14 protein-coding genes are annotated in these 16,830 nt (G+C 68.4%); 9 read left to right on the top strand and 5 right to left on the bottom strand.

Annotation, left to right across the window (positions count from 1 at the left end):
• The first annotated feature begins 28 nt into the window (after positions 1-28).
• From AC099J_RS17680 to AC099J_RS17705, 6 genes are all read left to right on the top strand, one after another.
• Positions 29-1,267 carry a PEP-CTERM sorting domain-containing protein gene (locus AC099J_RS17680; RefSeq protein WP_479616593.1) on the top strand — a complete coding sequence of 413 codons (1,239 nt, stop codon included), beginning with the start codon at positions 29-31 and terminating at the stop codon, positions 1,265-1,267.
• A gap of 115 nt (positions 1,268-1,382) precedes the next feature.
• Complete coding sequence (gene yaaA, locus AC099J_RS17685; RefSeq protein WP_479616594.1) at positions 1,383-2,156, top strand: peroxide stress protein YaaA; 774 nt, start codon at positions 1,383-1,385, stop codon at positions 2,154-2,156.
• Between the two features lie 26 nt (positions 2,157-2,182).
• Entirely contained in the window at positions 2,183-3,046 is an 864-nt protein-coding gene (locus AC099J_RS17690) for a 2OG-Fe(II) oxygenase (protein WP_479616595.1), read from the top strand.
• A complete protein-coding gene (gene queF, locus AC099J_RS17695; protein ID WP_479616596.1) occupies positions 3,046-3,891 on the top strand; it encodes an NADPH-dependent 7-cyano-7-deazaguanine reductase QueF in 846 nt (281 codons plus the stop codon). Before AC099J_RS17690 ends, queF begins: the two co-directional genes overlap by 1 nt.
• A gap of 152 nt (positions 3,892-4,043) precedes the next feature.
• Positions 4,044-4,589 carry a biliverdin-producing heme oxygenase gene (locus tag AC099J_RS17700; protein ID WP_479616597.1) on the top strand — a complete coding sequence of 182 codons (546 nt, stop codon included), beginning with the start codon at positions 4,044-4,046 and terminating at the stop codon, positions 4,587-4,589.
• Positions 4,586-6,727 (top strand): ATP-binding protein, encoded by a 2,142-nt coding sequence (locus AC099J_RS17705; RefSeq protein WP_479616598.1) that lies wholly within the window; start codon positions 4,586-4,588, stop codon positions 6,725-6,727. The genes AC099J_RS17700 and AC099J_RS17705 overlap by 4 nt, the downstream gene beginning before the upstream one ends.
• Before the next feature lie 58 nt (positions 6,728-6,785).
• On the opposite strand, the gene AC099J_RS17710 is transcribed toward AC099J_RS17705, so the two are convergent.
• On the bottom strand, positions 6,786-8,666 hold the full coding sequence (locus tag AC099J_RS17710; RefSeq protein WP_479616599.1) for a bifunctional metallophosphatase/5'-nucleotidase: 1,881 nt from the start codon (positions 8,664-8,666) through the stop codon (positions 6,786-6,788).
• Between the two features lie 89 nt (positions 8,667-8,755).
• Here AC099J_RS17710 and AC099J_RS17715 point away from each other — a divergent pair, with 89 nt between their 5' ends.
• Complete coding sequence (locus tag AC099J_RS17715; protein WP_479616600.1) at positions 8,756-9,700, top strand: alpha/beta fold hydrolase; 945 nt, start codon at positions 8,756-8,758, stop codon at positions 9,698-9,700.
• An 11-nt stretch (positions 9,701-9,711) separates the two neighbouring features.
• On the opposite strand, the gene AC099J_RS17720 is transcribed toward AC099J_RS17715, so the two are convergent.
• From AC099J_RS17720 to AC099J_RS17735, 4 genes are all read right to left on the bottom strand, one after another.
• On the bottom strand, positions 9,712-10,005 hold the full coding sequence (locus AC099J_RS17720) for a type II toxin-antitoxin system RelE/ParE family toxin (RefSeq protein ID WP_479616601.1): 294 nt from the start codon (positions 10,003-10,005) through the stop codon (positions 9,712-9,714).
• Entirely contained in the window at positions 10,002-10,226 is a 225-nt protein-coding gene (locus AC099J_RS17725; RefSeq protein ID WP_479616602.1) for an addiction module protein, read from the bottom strand. Before AC099J_RS17725 ends, AC099J_RS17720 begins: the two co-directional genes overlap by 4 nt.
• Before the next feature lie 187 nt (positions 10,227-10,413).
• On the bottom strand, positions 10,414-11,568 hold the full coding sequence (gene dinB, locus AC099J_RS17730; RefSeq protein ID WP_479616840.1) for a DNA polymerase IV: 1,155 nt from the start codon (positions 11,566-11,568) through the stop codon (positions 10,414-10,416).
• A 193-nt stretch (positions 11,569-11,761) separates the two neighbouring features.
• Complete coding sequence (locus tag AC099J_RS17735) at positions 11,762-12,691, bottom strand: exopolyphosphatase (RefSeq protein WP_479616603.1); 930 nt, start codon at positions 12,689-12,691, stop codon at positions 11,762-11,764.
• 105 nt (positions 12,692-12,796) lie between these two features.
• Between AC099J_RS17735 and AC099J_RS17740 the strand changes: the two genes are divergently transcribed.
• Both AC099J_RS17740 and AC099J_RS17745 read left to right on the top strand, forming a co-directional pair.
• The gene (locus AC099J_RS17740) at positions 12,797-14,485 is read left to right on the top strand and encodes an acyl-CoA dehydrogenase family protein (RefSeq protein WP_479616604.1); all 1,689 of its coding nucleotides are present in this window, start codon (positions 12,797-12,799) and stop codon (positions 14,483-14,485) included.
• A 72-nt stretch (positions 14,486-14,557) separates the two neighbouring features.
• Positions 14,558-16,792, top strand: coding sequence for an NADP-dependent isocitrate dehydrogenase (locus AC099J_RS17745; RefSeq protein WP_479616605.1), 2,235 nt, complete (start codon positions 14,558-14,560; stop codon positions 16,790-16,792).
• Positions 16,793-16,830: the final 38 nt, after the last annotated feature.

The raw sequence follows: 16,830 nt of genomic DNA on the forward strand, positions 1-16,830 counted from the left end.
ACGCTCCCACGATTGTTCTGGAGACAAGATGACCCGTCCTCTTCTGCGCGCGCTGGCGCTGCCCGCGCTGCTGGCTTGCGCCGCCGCGCACGCCGAGCCTGTCAGCGTGCTGTTCGTCGGCAACAGCTACACCTTCGGTCGCGTCGACCCGGTCATGAGTTACAACACCGCGAACGTGACCGACCTCACGGCCCCCATGGCGGCGGCCAACGGCACCGGCGGCAACACCTTCGAACCGCACCCCTGGGGCGGCGTGGCCGGCATCTTTCAGCAGTTCACCACGCAGGCCGGGCTGAACTACCAGGTCGCGCTGTCCACGCGCAACGCGGCCTCGCTGCGCGGCCACTTCCTGAACAGCAACCCGGCGGGTTGGGATCTGCGCGGCAACATCGCCAGCCAGACCTGGGGCAAGGTGGTGTTGCAGGAGCAGAGTGATGAGCCTTTGCCCAAGCAGCCCGGCCTGGCGTCCAACCCCGCGTACTTCAGCACTTACGTGGACCTGATCGAGGACTACCTGCACCAGGGCCAGGCGCTGGCTTACCGCGAGCGCGAATTGATCGGCACTGGCACCAACGCCAGCTGCGCCGCCATCACCGGCGCAACGGCGGGCACCTGCGGCACGTTGCGCAACATTGCCGCCAACCCGAACGCCAGCGCCGACACCGAGGTCTACCTCTACCAGACCTGGGCGCGCCCGAATCTGGTGAACGCGCCGTTCACCACGGTGACCGATGAAGACACCGGCGCGGTGAGCTTCACCACGACGCCGGCCCCCTCGTTCTACGACACCCTGCAGGACATGCAGGCCGACCTGAGCGCCGCCTACGATGCGGCTGCGGCATCGGCCGGCACCGACGGCAGTGGCGGCATCGTCGATGTGGCGCCGGTGGGCGATGCCTTCATGCTGGCCATCGCGATGGGCGTGGCCACGGCCAACCACTACGCGCCCGATGCCGCCAGCGACGGCCTGGTCGATCTGTGGTGGGACGACGGGACGCACGCCAGCAAGTACGGCTCGTACCTCAGCGCGCTGACCTTGTTCGGCACGCTGACCGGGCTGGACCCGGCCGGCCTGGGTGCCGGCGAGATCGCCGCCCGCGACCTGGGCATCGCCGGGCGCGACGCAGCACTGCTGCAGCGCGTGGCCAGCCTGAACCTGGGCTTCGGCCCGACGCAGGAGGTGCCGGAGCCCTCGACGCTGGCGTTGTGGCTGGCAGCGGCCGGCGCCGGCCTGGCCCTGCGCCGTCGGCGCAACGCGGCGCGCTGACGGCGCCAGGCGGGCCCGCCGCGACAGGGCGGCTGGCACTGCGCGGGGCAGACCCCTGGGGCGGCAAAGGCCATGCGGCGTGCAACATAATTTGTGCCCGCACCCGCCTGACGCCATGCTCTTTCTGATTTCCCCTGCCAAATCCCTGGACTACGACACCCCGATCGGCGCTGTGCCCCACACCACGCCGCTGATGCGCGAACAGACAGCCGAGCTGATCGAAGTGCTGCGCACCCAGACGCCGCAGCAGGTTGCCGAGCTGATGGACCTCTCGGACAGTCTGGCAGCGCTGAACGTGGCGCGCTATGAGGCTTACAGCCCGCGCATGACGGCGCGCAATGCGCGCCAGGCCGTGCTGGCCTTCAACGGCGACGTGTATGGCGGCTTGCAGGCCGCCACGCTGAACGCGGCCGACCTGCGCTGGGCGCAGCGGCACCTGCGCATCCTCTCGGGCTTGTACGGCGTGCTGCGCCCGCTGGACCGCATGCAGCCCTACCGGCTGGAGATGGGCACTGCGCTGGCCACGGCGCGCGGCGACAACCTCTACCAGTTCTGGGGCACACGCATCGCGGAGTATCTGAACGACGAGCAGGGCAAGGTCAAGGCCCCGGTGGTGGTGAACCTGGCCTCGCAGGAGTACTTTCGCGCGGTGGACCGCAAGGCGCTGCGCGCGCGCGTCGTCGAGTGCGTGTTCGAGGACTACAAGAGCGGCGAGTACAAGATCATCAGCTTCTTCGCCAAGCGCGCGCGCGGGTTGATGGCGCGCTTTGCGATCCAGCACCGCATCACGACGCCGGGCGGGCTCAAGGGTTTCGATGCAGAGGGCTACGCCTTCGATGCCAAGCGCTCGGAGCCCGACCGCCTGGTGTTCCGCCGCCGCGTCGATTGACCCCCGCAGATCTGGAAAAAAGCAGCATGTCCGCCAACGCACCGTCCCAGTCCGTCACGCCGCAGTTGCGCGCTTGGATCATCGAGCAGGCCGAAGCCGGCCACGCCACCGACGCCGTGCTCAAGTCCATGCGCGAGGCCGGCTGGGACGAGGACGTCGCCATCGAGGCGCTGGAGACGACGCTGCGCGAGCACCTGGAGCAGGGCGTGCAGGCGGCAGGCCTGCCGCCGGCCGTGCCGGTGCCCGAGCCCGACCTGCGCGACGCAGCGCTGTACCTGGATGCCGGCGACCGGCGCGTGCACATCCTGAGCGTGCACGCCCAGCCGCGCATCGTGGTGTTCGGCAATCTGCTGTCCGACGAGGAATGCCAGGCGCTGATCGACCAGGCCCAGCCGCGCATGGCGCGTTCGCGCACCGTGGCCACCAAAACCGGTGGCGAAGAGGTCAACGTCGACCGCACCAGCGACGGCATGTTCTTCCAGCGCGCCGAGACCGAACTCGTCGCCCGCATCGAGGCGCGCATCGCGCACCTGCTGCGCTGGCCGGTCGAGAACGGCGAGGGCCTGCAGATCCTGCGCTATGGCCCGGGGGCGCAGTACAAGCCGCACTACGACTATTTCGACCCTGGCGAGCCAGGCACGCCCACCATCTTGCGGCGCGGCGGCCAGCGCGTGGGCACGCTGATCATGTACCTGGGCGAACCGGAGCAGGGCGGCGGCACGGTGTTCCCCGACCTGCACATGGAAGTGGCGCCCAAGCGCGGCAATGCCGTGTTCTTCAGCTACGAACGGCCGCATCCGAACACGCGCACGCTGCACGGCGGCTCGCCCGTGCTGCTGGGCGACAAATGGATCGCCACGAAATGGCTGCGAGAGAGAGAGTTCGCCTGATGACATCACCCGACCAGTCGCCGCTGGGCAAGGCCACGCCCTATGCCGACCAGTACGACCCTTCGCTGCTGTACCCGATCGCCCGCGCCGACAAGCGCGCCGAGTTGGGCATCACCGGCGCGCCACCGTTCTTCGGGGCCGACCTGTGGACGGCCTACGAGCTGAGCTGGCTGAACCCGCGCGGCAAGCCGCAGGTGGCGCTGGCGCACTTCACCGTGCCCTGCGAGACGCCGAACATCGTCGAGAGCAAATCGCTCAAGCTGTACCTGGGCAGCTACTCCAATACCGTGTTCGACAGCCCTCAGTCGGTGCAGGCGCGGCTGCGGGCCGACCTGTCGGCCGCGGCCTGGCGCGGCGCACCGGTGCCGGCCACCCTGGGCGTGCGCCTGTTGCTGCCCGAGATGTTCGACCGCGAACCGGTACATGAACTCGATGGTCTGAGCCTGGACCGGCTGGACCTGGACTGCGACCGCTACACGCCCGCGCCCGAGCTGCTGACGGCCCACACCGGCGAAGCCCCGGTGACCGAAGTGCTGACCTCCAACCTGCTCAAAAGCAACTGCCTGGTCACCGGCCAGCCCGATTGGGGCGCGGTACAGATCAGCTACACGGGACCGCAGATCGACCAGGCCGGGCTGTTGCGCTACATCGTCAGCTTTCGCAACCACCACGAGTTCCACGAACAGTGTGTCGAGCGCATGTTCATGGACATCTGGCAGCGTTGCCAGCCGATCAAGCTGACCGTCTACGCCCGCTACACACGACGCGGCGGGCTTGACATCAATCCCTGGCGCACCAGCCATCCGGGCGGACTGCCGGCGAACGTACGCATTGCACGTCAGTAGTTCATTCTGTAGACAGGTTCTTTACAAATCTTGTCTATATCCTGTGTCAAATGACATTGGTAGGGGGGTGGGGCGGGACTAATATTGCGCTGTTACAAAAAGATCCCAGCGTTGTCGTGCATTTTTCCTTGTCACCACGAGAGTTTCAGCTCTTGTCCAGCGTCGACCCCTTGCAGGCGCTGCGCGCTGCAACGCACCCAGCGCATCAGCGCCTCGACGCGGCGCTTCCCCTGGGTCGCGAAGGGGCGGGCACGCCGGAGTACCTGCAGCACGTGCAGGTGGTGCGTGACTGGTTGACCGCGCTGGACCCCCAGCTGCGCCTGACGGGTTGGGGTGCGGAGTATCTGGCGATCGCCGTGTCGGAATTGCCACCCGTGCCGTCGAACGTGGCTGAGCCGACCGCCGCCCCTGCGGCGGAGGCAGGCCTGGCCTTCGCCTGGGGCGTGGCCTATGTGGTGGAAGGCTCGCAACTGGGCGGCCAGGTCCTGGCGCGCCGCCTGCGCCAGGCCGGGGTGGAGCATCCTCTGACCTACCTGCACGGCCGGGGCGCGGGCACGGGCGCGCACTGGCGGGAGTTTCTGGCAGCACTGCGCACCGCGTTGGCCGGCCCCGATCAGATAGCGGCCGGCTGCCGTGGTGCCTGCTGGGCGTTCGACGACCTGATGGCACGGTTTCGCGCGCGGGGGATCGTGACATGACCGGGCAGGTGATGGAGCGCGTGAGCCTTGACAACTGCGCGCACGAACCCATCCACGTTCCGGGGCACGTGCAGTCCCATGGCGTGCTGGTGGCCTTCGACGCGGCGCGCCGTGTCAGCCACCGCAGTGCCAATGCGCAGGACATGCTGGGCGCGCTGGCGCCCTGCATCGGGCAGACGCTGGAGGAGACCTGCTTCGCCGCCGACCCGGAGATGCTGGAGGTGCTGCACGAGTGCCTGGCCGGTGACGGCCTGGATGTGCAGCCCATCGCCATCGAGGTGCGCCTGGCCGACCGCGCATTCGAACTGATTGCCCACTGTCTGGACGAGCGCCTGATGGTGGAGCTGGAACGGCTGGACGGGCCGTCCGAGCGCCGCGCCGACGATGCCTTTCGTGGCCACAAGGCGCTGGCGCGCATCAAGCGCCAGCGTACGGTGCAGGAGCTGCTGGGCGCCGCCGCCGAAGAGGTGCGCGCGCTCACCAGCTTCGACCGTGTCATGGCCTACCGATTTCGGCACGACGACAGCGGCGAGGTGGTGGCCGAGTCCCGCGCAGACGATCTGGAGCCGCTGGTCGGGCGGCGCTACCCGGCCGGCGACATCCCTGCGCAGGCGCGGCGCCTGTACACGCTGAACACCTTGCGCATGATCGTGGACGTGGGCAGCGCGGCCGTGCCGCTGGAGCAGGCCAGTGGCGAGACCGCGCCGCTGGACCTCTCGCACAGCGTGCTGCGCAGCGTCTCGCCGGTGCACATCGAGTACCTGGGCAACATGGGCGTTGCCGCTTCGATGAGCATCTCCATCGTCGTGCACGGCCGGCTGTGGGGCATGGTGGCCTGCCACCACCGCACGCCGCGCCATGTGTCTTACCGTGTGCGTTCGGCCTGCGACGTACTGGCCCACATTCTGGCGGCCAACGTGCAGAGCGCGCTGGCCCGCGCCAGCACTTTGCGTCTGGAGGCCGCCACCTCGGTGCGCGCCCGGGCCATCGAGCACGTGCTGCACGCCGAGGACGGCGTGTTCGCGCTGCTGCGCGATACGCAGCCCCTGTGCGAGACGTTCGACTGCCAAAGCCTGGTGCTGGCCGCGCATGGTCGGGTGGCCGCGACGAGTCTGGCGCCCGAAGTCGCGCGCGATCTCGTGCAGTGGCTTGCGACGCAGCCTGTCGGCCCTTCGGGCATGCTCGCGCTGGACAAGCAGGACAGCATGCCGGCTGCGCTGCGGCAAAGTCTGGTCAGCTGGTGTGGCCTGCTGGCCCTTCACTTCTCGCAGGCGGCCGGCGGCTGGCTGGTGCTGATGCGCAAGGAGCAGATCGAGACCATCGCCTGGGGTGGCCAGCCCGACAAGGAATACACCCACGGCCCGCTGGGGCCACGGCTCACGCCGCGCGGCAGCTTCGACGTCTGGAAGCAGACCGTGCGCGGCTGCGCCGTGCCGTGGGACGCCACCGATCTTGAAATCGCCCAAGGCCTCATGGCCGACCTGGTGCGCGCCAGCACGGCGCGCGGTGCGGAGCTGGACCGCGCCCGCGGCCATCTGCTGGACATGCTCGGCGCCCGCGTGGGCGGGCCGGTGGCGGGGCGTGATGGCACAGCGGCCGGCGGTGCGCCGGTGGGTGGCCGCATGCAACGCTTCGTCTCGCAGGTGCTGGATGCGGCGATGGTGCAGCGTGCCAGCGGCCTCGCGCTGGCCAGCGAGACGCTGGACCTGTGCCAGCTGCTGCATGCCGTGCTGGACGCCGAGGCCGCCGAACATCCCGGCCTGCGCTTCATCCGCGAGGCCCCCAGGCACCTGACGCTGCAGGCCGATGCGGCGCGCATGCGCCAGCTGCTGGCCTGCCTGGTGGGCAATGCGCGCCGCCACGGCGTTGCCGACGAGGCCGTCATCGTGCAGTTGCACGCCGATCGGTCGCGCGTGGTGCTGGAGGTGAGCAACGTCGGCGCCGAGATCGCCCCGCACACCGCGCTGGCCATGTTCGATCCGTTCCGCGTGGCGCCCGATGGCCTGCGCAGTGAGGCCGACGGCCTGGGCCTGGGCCTGTACATCGCGCGGCACATTGCGCGGGCCCATGGCGGCGAGCTGGAATACACCTACGCCGAGCCCTACGTGGTCTTCACGCTCAGTCTGCCGGCTGGCTGAGCAGCGCCGCCACGCGCCACCTGGCCGGGGCCGGCGGCGTGTGGGGCATGCGCTCCGTTCAGTTCGGGCCGGTGAACGTCCTGGTGCTGTACAGGTCGGGCGCCAAGCGCGTCAGCTGCGGCATACCGCCCGCATCCCTGGGCTGGCGCTCGATGTAGCGCAGGAAGACGTCGGCATCGAGCACGCCGATGTCCAGCCGCCGCGCCGCCGGCACCGCCGCCAGCGTCCTGTAGCCGTCGCCACCGGTGGCGTTGAAGCTCAGCACGAACAGCTTGTACGTCTTCGCCAGGTCCAGCGCCGCCCAGTTGCCGGTGGCGGCGTCACGCACCTCGATGCCGCTCACGCGGTTGCCGTTGCCGGCCGGCACGTTCACGTCGAAACGCAGGCCGGCGGTGTAGGGGTAGGGGCCCGTGCTGCCGCCCGGGCCGTAGACCGCTTGCAGCCCGTCTTCCAGCATGGCCTTGACCTCCTGGCCGGTCACGTCCAGGCGGAACAGCATGTTGCCGAACGGCACCACCTGGATCGCCTGCGCCGCGGTCACGTTGCCCTGCAACGCGATGCGCACGCCGCCACCGCTTTGCAGCGTGATGTCGGCGCCGCCGTAGTCGGTGTTGGCCACGTCCAGATAAGCCTGCGCCACCAGCTGCTGGATGTCGCCGCCGCGCACGCTGACGCTGCCTTCGGCGTTGCAGGCCGCGCTGGATCGGCTGTAGTCCACCGAGCCGACGCCCCCCGGTACGCGGCGCGCACACAACTCCAGCGGCGCCACCGCCACCTGGGTGGTGTTGAACACGGCAATCCTGTCCTTGAACGGCTGCAGCACGGCCGTGGCGCTGGCCAACGGCGTGGTCACGCGCAGAAAGCCGCTGGCCGCCACGCTGGCGTCGATGGCCGCCTTCTGCTCGGCCGTGGCGGCGGCGTTGCCGACGCGGTAGTCGCTGCCGATCAACACATGCGGCGTGCCGTTGCACTGCGTCACCTCGCCCTGGGCGTCGAAGCTCACCTTCAGCTCGCCCACGATCTGCGCGTATTCCCAGGCCTGCACCACGCAGACGTTCTTGCCGTCCTTGTCGGTGATGCGGGTCGGGTAGGCGCCGCCGGGTGTGCCGACACCGGTGGTCGTCAGGCCGGCCGGGCCGAGCAGCGTGTGCGAATCGCCGCCCACCACCACGTCCACGCCCGACAGCCGGGCTGCAACCTGCTGGTCGTAGGCATAGCCGATGTGGCTCATGACGATGATCTTGTCGATGCCGCGTGCGCGCAGCACGTCGATCTCGCGTTGGGCCGCCAGCGTTTCGTCTTCGAAGGTGGTGTCGGCGTCGGGGCTGGACGAAGCCTTGGTCTTGGCCGCGATCGTCAGGCCCACGATGCCGATCTCCTGGCCACCGCGCACCAGCACGGTGGACTTGTTCACCAGCCCGGGCGCGCGGCTGGCGTTCAGGGCCGAGCCGGCGCCGAACTGCACGTTGGCGCTCAACACCGGCGTCTTGCAGCTGCCGGCGTGCAGGCGGTCCAGGAAGGCCTTCAGCCCCGTGTCGCCCTTGTCGAATTCGTGGTTGCCGAGCGTGAACGCGTCGAAGCAGACGGTGTTCATCAGCGCCGCGTCGGCCTCGCCATCGGCGCCTGCGCGGTTGAAATACAGCGTGCCCGTCAGCGCGTCACCGGCGTGCAGCTTCAGCACGTTTGGCGACGCCGCAGCCAGCTCGGCGATGGCCGCTGTCACGCGCGCAAAACCGCCCGCATCCACCGTCACCGCTTGCGGCGCCGCGCCGCCGGCGGCGAGTTGCAGCGTCTTGCTCCTGCTGTCCAGGCTGGAGTGGTGGTCATTGATGTGCAGGATCGTCAGATCCAGCGGCTGGCCGCTGTCATCCGACCCGCCACACGCGGCCACCAGCGCCGCCACGGCCACGGCCGCCAAACCTTTGCACCACATCGTCATCACAACTCCAGATCGTTCAGGGAATAAACCGCGAATCCTGGCGCGCGCCGGTGACAGAGCCGTGAAAGCGCAGGCGGTATAAACCCTCGATGCCTTCTGCCACCGTGCTCCCCGACCCCATCCCCCGTCTGCAGGCCGCTGCCCAAGCGTTGCAGACCCCCTGCGGCGATGGCCACATCCAATGGCACCGCTGGGGTCCGGCCGACGCCGGGCCGCGCGGCCCGGTTGTGCTGCTGCACGGTGGCAGCGGCAGCTGGACGCACTGGGTGCGCAACGTCGACACGCTGGTCGCCAGCGGCCGCCAGGTGCTGGTGCCGGATCTGCCGGGCTTCGGCGATTCCGCCCCGCCGCCCGGCGGCGGTGATGCGGACGCGGTCGCGCCGGCACTGGAATCAGGCCTGGCCGCGCTGCTGGGCGCCGGCCACTGCGACCTGGTGGGCTTCTCGTTCGGCGGGCTCACGGCCGGCCTGCTGGCTGCCGCCCACCCACAGCGCGCGGCGCGGCTGGTGCTGGTGGGCGCGCCGGCCATGGGCGTGTCCGATGCGGGTGCCATCGTGCTGCGCGGCTGGCGCCACCTGCCCGAGCCTGCTGCCCGCGAAGCCGTGCACCGGCACAACCTGGGCGTGCTGATGCTGCACCGGCTTGAGGCTATCGACGCACTGGCGTTGGCGCTGCATGCGGCCAACGTCGAGCGCGACCGGATGCAGCGGCGCAGACTGGCGCGCACCGAGGCTCTGAAAGAGGCGCTGCAGCAGGTGCGCTGCCCGGTGTGGGCGATCTACGGCGAGGAAGACGTGCTCTACCAGGGCCGCATGCCGGCGCTGGGCGAAGCGTTCAAAGTCGCGCCGGACTTCCGTGGGCTCACCTTGATCGGGGGCGCGGGGCACTGGGTGCAGTTCGAGCGGGCAGAGGCGTTCGATGCGGCGTTGGCTCGGGTGCTGCTGCCTGCCGACGCGCCCCGGCATCTGATGCAGGAAGCGTTGGGTAACTTCGAGTCTGGGTTGGAGTTGCGGCGCAATCGGCCTGACGGTTGACGCCGTGAGGGTCAGCGCCGGCTCTCGCCGTGCGCGGGGTCGCGGTGTTGGTGGCGTACGACCAGAATCCGGACGCCACTTGTGACTTCGCGGTAGATCAGGGAGTACGGAAAGCCATGGAGCGGGAACATGCGCCGACGGTCGTCTGTCGGCGTTCCAAGCCCTGGCTCGCGGGCCAGGAGTGTGGCGACGCGGTCGAACTCGGTGAGAAATCGAAGTGCGACGTTGCGGCCCGCTTCGCGTCGGTAAAAGCGCGCCGCTTCAGTCAAGTCCAGCCCTGCGGCGGGATGCAGCGAAAAGCTCAAGCCAGTTCCGTGCGCAGCTGGGCCAGGAACTCAGGGCCAGAGACTTCGGCGACTGACCCATTCTCAATCTCAGCGTCACGGCGGGCTGCCAGCGCGTCCCAGGCGCGATCGCGGGCTGCGTCGGCGTCCAGGCTCGCCACTACGCGGTCCAGTAGACGCGCACGGTCGGCGGCGGGCAAGCGAAGGACTTCGATCTCGAGAGCTTCTATGGTCAGGGACATGTGGGCCTCGCAGTGGTGGCGGCAGGATGGCAAGCTTGCCACACATGCCCTGCGCTTGCCAATGAAGGCGACGTCCCGCAACTGTCAGCTCACCAGCTGCAGTCGCAAGGTACAGGTGTTGATGACGAATCGCGGGCCGCCCAGCCATTTCAGCGCCTCGGCCGACGGGGCAGGCGGTTGCCGTGCATCAGAACAACCGACCGTTGGGGTCTTCATCCGGCGGCGCGGCTGGCGCGATGGCGTCCGGCTCGCCTGCCCGCCGCAGCGCCCCCACGCGCACGCCCAGCAAGCGCAGTCGCCGCTCCAGCGGCACCCGTTTCAGGCACAGGCCCGCCGTCTGGCGGATGGCGCGCGCATCGTCGGTGGGCGCGGCGATCGTCTGGTCGCGTGTGGCGATCTTGAAATCGTCATAGCGCAGCTTGATGCCGATGGTCTTGCCCACGTAGCCCTTGCGTTGCAGGTCTTCGGCCACCTTCTCGCACAGCCGCGTGAAGATGGCCGACAGCTCGGCGCGGTCGCGCACGGCGTGCAGGTCGCGCTCGAAGGTGGTCTCGCGGCTCATGGAGACGGGCTCGCTCTCGGTGACGACCGGGCGCTCGTCGCGGCCCCAGGCCGCCTCGTGCAGCCAGGCGCCGTAGGCCTTGCCGAAGTGCTGCACCAGCCAGCCACGCTCCTTCGCTGCCAGGTCGCCGATGCTGACGATGCCGTGGCCCGCGAGCTTGGCTTCGGCCTTCGGGCCGATGCCGTTGATCTTGCGCGCCGCCAGGGGCCAGATGCGGGCTTGCAGGTCGGCCTCGTGCACGATGGAGATGCCGTTGGGCTTGTCGAACTCGCTGGCCATTTTGGCCAGCAGCTTGTTCGGCGCCACGCCCAGCGAGCAGGTCAGGCCGGTGCGGTCGAAGATGGCTTTCTGGATCAGCCGCGCCAGCACCCGGCCCCCTTCGCGCTGCCCGCCGGGCACGGCGGTGAAGTCGATGTAGACCTCGTCCACCCCGCGGTCTTCCATCAGCGGCGCGATCTCCAGGATGGTGGCCTTGAACGCACGCGAGAAGCGCCGGTACTCGTCGAAATCGACCGGCAGCAAGATGGCCTGCGGGCACAGCTTGATGGCCTTCATGAGGCCCATGGCAGAGCCCACGCCGAATGCGCGCGCCGCATAGGTCGCGGTGGTGATGACCCCTCGGCCGGTGTAGTCGGCCAGACGCGGGAACTGGTCCAGCGGCAGCCGGTCGCGTTGCACGAGCACCTCGTCCGCAGCGCGCCGCCCGCCGCCGATGACCACCGGCAGGCCCTTGAGCTGCGGGTAGCGCAGCAGCTCGACCGACGCGTAGAACGCGTCCATGTCGAGGTGGGCGATGCGGCGCAGAGGGGGAGAGGCCGGTGCCGTGCTCACGGCGCAATACTCACATCACGGTCCATCAGGTCGCCCGCATCGTGCCAGGGCACCCGCGGAACTGGCTCTGCCAGGCCGCTGGGCGCGCCCCCCCTTCGCGCAGCAGGAGGGGGGAGCGGCGCAGCCGCCGGGGGGAGGATCTCTATGCAGCGTTGATTTTCTCGACCAACTCAGCCTGCACGCGGCTGGCTTCTTCATTGGCCACCTGGCAGGTGCCGGCCGCCTGGTGGCCGCCGCCTCCGTAGGCCAGCATCAGCTCGCCGATGTTGCAGTTGCTGCCCCTGTCGAGGATCGACTTGCCGGTGGCGAACACGGTGTTCTGCTTCTGCACGCCCCACATCGTGTGGATGGACACCTGCGCCTGCGGGAACAGCGCGTAGATCATGAAGCGGTTGGTGGCCCAGATGGTTTCTTCCTCGCGCAGATCCAGCACCACCACACGGCCATGCACGGTGCTGCAGCGCTCGATCTGCGCACGCGCCTTGTCCGCATGCGCGTGGTAGAGCTCGACACGCTCGTGCACGTCCGGCAGTGCCAGGATCTCTTCGATCGTGTGGTCGCGGCAGTACTGGATGAGGTCCATCATCAGTGCGTAGTTGCTGATGCGGAACTCGCGGAACCGCCCCAGCCCGGTGCGCGCATCCATCAGGTAGTTCAGCAGCACCCAGCCCTTGGGCTCCAGGATCTCATCGCGCACGTACTGCGCTGAATCGGCCTTGTCGACAGCGTCCATCATCTCCGCCGAGATGCCGGGAAAGCGCTGTGCCCCGCCGAAATAGTCATACACCACGCGCGCTGCCGACGGCGCAGCGGCATCGATCACATGGTTGCCCAGACCAGCTTTGTTACGAATGGTTTCCGAGAGGTGGTGGTCGAACGCCAGGTAGGCGGCCGGCACGTAGGGCAGGTTGGTCGTGATGTCGCGGTTGGTGATCTCGACCTTGCCGTCCTGCATGTCCTTGGGGTGCACGAACTTGATGTCGTCGATCATGTCCAGCGCGTTCAGCAGAACGGCGCAGACCAGTCCGTCGAAGTCGCTGCGCGTGACGAGTCGGTACTTCTGAGAAGACATGCAAGGCTCCAGGCAGGTCGCGCGCGCCCGGCGGGCGCGCAGCGCAGTTTGGTTGAGGTCAGTTGTTCAGAATTACACCATGTCACCGTGGCATGATTGGTTGGAATGAGCAACATTGGAGACCTGCGCATGCTGCCCGAACAGGAGCCCCTGGAATCGGCGCGCCAGCTGTTGGCGCGCCTGCGGCCGCTGTTCGACGCCACCGTGCTGGCCGTGGCGCGCCGCTGCGGCGAGGCCCATGGGCTGGACAGCGCGCGCTTCGATGCGCGGCAGGTGGCCGCTTACGAATTGGCCTGGGCCAGTGCGGAGTTGCTGGCCTGCGAAACGGTGCTCGGCGGCGAACCGGCTGCGGGCCTGGACCGCGGGCTGGCGCTGTTGTTCACCACCGAGGCCATCGGCTCGGTGCTGGCGCGGCTGGAGGCCGTGGCCATCGACGAGACGCTGGACACACAGCCCCTGCGCGCGCTGGGCGACAGCCCGGCCTGGGCCGGGTTGCGCCGTGCCGCCGCAGGGCCGGCCGCGTTGGCGCAGCTCACCCGTGGGCTGACCGAGGCCGGCGGCCAGGCCGAGATCGGCCCGGTCACGGTGAGCGAAGAAGTGGCCATGGCGCAGCAGTCGTTCCGCCGCTTCGGCGCCGACGTCGTCGCGCCGCTGGCCGCCGACATCCACGCGCAGGACTTGACGGTGCCCGAAAGCATCCTCGGCCCGCTGCGCGAGATGGGCGTGTTCGGCCTGTCGATCCCGCACGAATACGGCGGCAGTGCGCCCGGCCACCACGACGACACGATGATGATGATCGCCGTGACCGAGGCGCTGTCCGAGGCCTCGCTCGGGGCGGCCGGCAGCCTGATCACGCGGCCCGAAATCCTCTCGCGTGCGCTGCTGGCCGGCGGCACCGAAGCGCAGAAGCAGCATTTCCTGCCGCAGATCGCCGCCGGCGAGCCGCTCTGCGCCATCGCCATGACCGAGCCCGACCACGGCTCCGACGTGGCCAGCCTGGCTTTGAGAGCCACGCGCTGCGATGGCGGCTGGAAGCTGGACGGCGCCAAGACCTGGTGCACCTTTGCCGGCAAGGCCGGCCTGTTGATGGTGGTGGCGCGCACCAACCCCGACAAGAGCGCCGGCTACAAGGGCCTGTCGATCCTGCTGGTGGAAAAGCCGCCGACCGAGGCGCACAGCTTCGATGTGCAACCGCAGGGCGGCGGCCGGCTGCGCGGGCGCGCCATCCCGACCATCGGCTACCGCGGCATGCATTCCTACGAGCTGGCGTTCGAGGATTTCTTCGTGCCCGACAGCCACGTGCTGGGCGGCGAGGCCGGCCTGGGCAAGGGCTTTTACTTCAACATGGCCGGCATGGTCGGCGGGCGCATGCAGACGGCCGCGCGCGCGGCCGGCGTGATGCGCGCGGCGCTGAAAGAGGCGCTGCGCTACAGCCAGGACCGCAAGGTGTTCGGCCGCGCGCTGATCGATTTCCCGCTGACGCAGTCCAAGCTGGCACGCATGGCGGCGCGGCTGGCCGCCTGCCGCCAGACCGCTTACGCCGTGGGCGTGCGGCTGGAGGAGGGCGCTGGCCGCACCGAGGCCGCGCAGATCAAGCTCTTGGCCTGCCGTTCGGCCGAGATCATCACGCGCGAGGCGCTGCAACTGCATGGCGGCATGGGCTATGCCGAAGAGACGCCCGTCAGCCGCTATTTCGTGGACGCCCGCGTCCTTTCCATCTTCGAGGGCGCCGAGGAAACTCTGGCGCTCAAGGTCATCGCACGAGGTCTGTTCGAGCGTGCTTTGTCTGCGTGATCGGGGCGGCCTTGCCGCTCTTGGTACGCTTCGCGCATTCCACCCCCTTGTTCAACGTTTGAGGAAGCTCTCATGTCCGCCGGAAAATCCAAGATCATCTACACCCTGACCGACGAGGCGCCGCTGCTGGCCACCCACTCGTTCCTGCCGGTGGTGCGTGCCTTCACGGCCCCGGCCGGGATCGAGATCGACACGGCCGACATCTCGGTGGCGGGCCGCATCCTCGGCCAGTTCGCCGAAGTGCTGACCGAAGACCAGCGTGTGCCCGACGACCTGACGCAGCTGGGCAAGCTGACGCTCAAGCCCGAAGCCAACATCATCAAGCTGCCCAACATCAGCGCCTCGGTCTCCCAGCTCAAAGCCGCCATCAAGGAGCTGCAGGACAAGGGTTACAAGATTCCCGACTATCCCGAGAGCGCCACGACGGACGAAGAAAAGGACATCCGCGCGCGGTACAACAAGTGCACCGGCAGCGCCGTGAACCCCGTGCTGCGCGAGGGCAACTCGGACCGCCGCGCACCCAAGGCCGTCAAGGAATACGCGCGCAAGAACCCGCACAGCATGGCCGACTGGAGCCAGGCCTCGCGCTCGCACGTCTCGCACATGCACGGCGGCGACTTCTACCATGGCGAAAAGTCGCTCACGCTGGACCGCCCGCGCGACGTGAAGATGGAGCTGATCACCAAGACCGGCAAGACCATCGTGCTCAAGCCCAAGGTCTCGCTGCTGGACCGCGAGATCATCGACTCGATGTACATGAGCAAGAAGGCGCTCGTGGAGTTCTACGAGAAGGAGATCGAGGACGCGCACAAGACCGGCGTCATGTTCTCGCTGCACGTCAAGGCCACCATGATGAAGGTCTCGCACCCCATCGTGTTCGGCCACTGCGTGAAGATCTTCTACAAGGACGCGTTCGAGAAGCACGCCAAGCTGTTCGAAGAGCTGGGCGTCAACGTCAACAACGGCATGGTCGATCTGTACAACAAGATCGGCACCTTGCCGCAGAGCAAGCAGGACGAGATCAAGCGCGACCTGCATGCCTGCCATGAAGGCCGGCCCGAACTGGCCATGGTCGATTCGGCCAAGGGCATCACCAACTTCCACTCGCCCAACGACGTGATCGTCGATGCATCGATGCCCGCGATGATCCGCAACGGCGGCAAGATGTGGGGCGCCGATGGCCGCCTGAAGGACGTCAAGGCCGTGATGCCCGAGTCGACCTTCGCCCGCATCTACCAGGAGATCATCAACTTCTGCAAGTGGCATGGCGCGTTCGATCCCAAGACCATGGGCACCGTGCCCAACGTCGGCCTGATGGCCCAGCAGGCCGAGGAATACGGCTCGCACGACAAGACCTTCGAGATCGCCGAGGACGGCGTCGCCAACATCACCGACCTGGCCACCGGCGAGGTGCTGCTCTCCCAGAACGTGGAGCAGGGCGACATCTGGCGCATGTGCCAGGTCAAGGACGCCGCCATCCGCGACTGGGTGAAGCTGGCCGTTACGCGGGCGCGCAATTCCGGCACGCCGGTGGTGTTCTGGCTGGACGCCTACCGCCCGCACGAGGCGCAGATGATCACCAAGGTCAAGATGTATCTGCACGAGCACAACACGGCCGGGCTGGACATCCAGATCATGAGCCAGGTGCGCGCCATGCGCTATACGCTGGAGCGCGTGATCCGCGGGCTGGACACCATCAGCGCCACCGGCAACATCCTGCGCGACTACCTGACCGACCTGTTCCCCATCATGGAGTTGGGCACCTCGGCCAAGATGCTGTCCATCGTGCCGCTGATGGCCGGTGGCGGCATGTACGAGACGGGTGCCGGCGGCTCGGCGCCCAAGCACGTGCAGCAACTGGTGGAAGAAAACCACCTGCGCTGGGATTCGCTGGGCGAGTTCCTGGCGCTGGCCGTGAGCCTGGAAGACCTGGGCCTGAAGACCAACAACCCGCAGGCCAAGCTGCTCGCCAAGACGCTGGACGCGGCCACCGGCAAGCTGCTGGACAACAACAAGAACCCCAGCCCCAAGACCGGCCAGCTGGACAACCGCGGCAGCCAGTTCTACCTGGCGCTGTACTGGGCGCAAGAGCTGGCCGCGCAGTCCGAGGATGCGGCCCTGGCCGCCAAGTTCGCACCGCTGGCCAAGCGCCTGGCCGACCACGAGCAGACCATCGTGCAGGAGATGGCGGACGTGCAAGGCAAGCCGGTGGACATCGGCGGCTACTACAAGCTGGACGAAGCCAAGGTCTCTGCCGTCATGCGCCCCAGCAAGACCTTCAACGACGCACTGTCCAGCGTCGCCTGAGCGTCTGGTCGGTGCCGCCGCAGCGTGGCAGCTCTGAC

The organism is Rhodoferax sp. RT4P68, assembly GCF_056521305.1.

Coding starts and splice junctions, on each gene's coding strand:
- AC099J_RS17705 (WP_479616598.1), top strand. CDS start 4,586: ATGACCGGGCAGGTGATGGAGCGCGTGAGCCTTGACAACTGCGCGCAC.
- yaaA (WP_479616594.1), top strand. CDS start 1,383: ATGCTCTTTCTGATTTCCCCTGCCAAATCCCTGGACTACGACACCCCG.
- AC099J_RS17710 (WP_479616599.1), bottom strand. CDS start 8,666: ATGACGATGTGGTGCAAAGGTTTGGCGGCCGTGGCCGTGGCGGCGCTG.
- AC099J_RS17690 (WP_479616595.1), top strand. CDS start 2,183: ATGTCCGCCAACGCACCGTCCCAGTCCGTCACGCCGCAGTTGCGCGCT.
- AC099J_RS17715 (WP_479616600.1), top strand. CDS start 8,756: ATGCCTTCTGCCACCGTGCTCCCCGACCCCATCCCCCGTCTGCAGGCC.
- AC099J_RS17740 (WP_479616604.1), top strand. CDS start 12,797: ATGAGCAACATTGGAGACCTGCGCATGCTGCCCGAACAGGAGCCCCTG.
- AC099J_RS17725 (WP_479616602.1), bottom strand. CDS start 10,226: ATGTCCCTGACCATAGAAGCTCTCGAGATCGAAGTCCTTCGCTTGCCC.
- queF (WP_479616596.1), top strand. CDS start 3,046: ATGACATCACCCGACCAGTCGCCGCTGGGCAAGGCCACGCCCTATGCC.
- AC099J_RS17735 (WP_479616603.1), bottom strand. CDS start 12,691: ATGTCTTCTCAGAAGTACCGACTCGTCACGCGCAGCGACTTCGACGGA.
- dinB (WP_479616840.1), bottom strand. CDS start 11,568: ATGGACGCGTTCTACGCGTCGGTCGAGCTGCTGCGCTACCCGCAGCTC.
- AC099J_RS17745 (WP_479616605.1), top strand. CDS start 14,558: ATGTCCGCCGGAAAATCCAAGATCATCTACACCCTGACCGACGAGGCG.
- AC099J_RS17680 (WP_479616593.1), top strand. CDS start 29: ATGACCCGTCCTCTTCTGCGCGCGCTGGCGCTGCCCGCGCTGCTGGCT.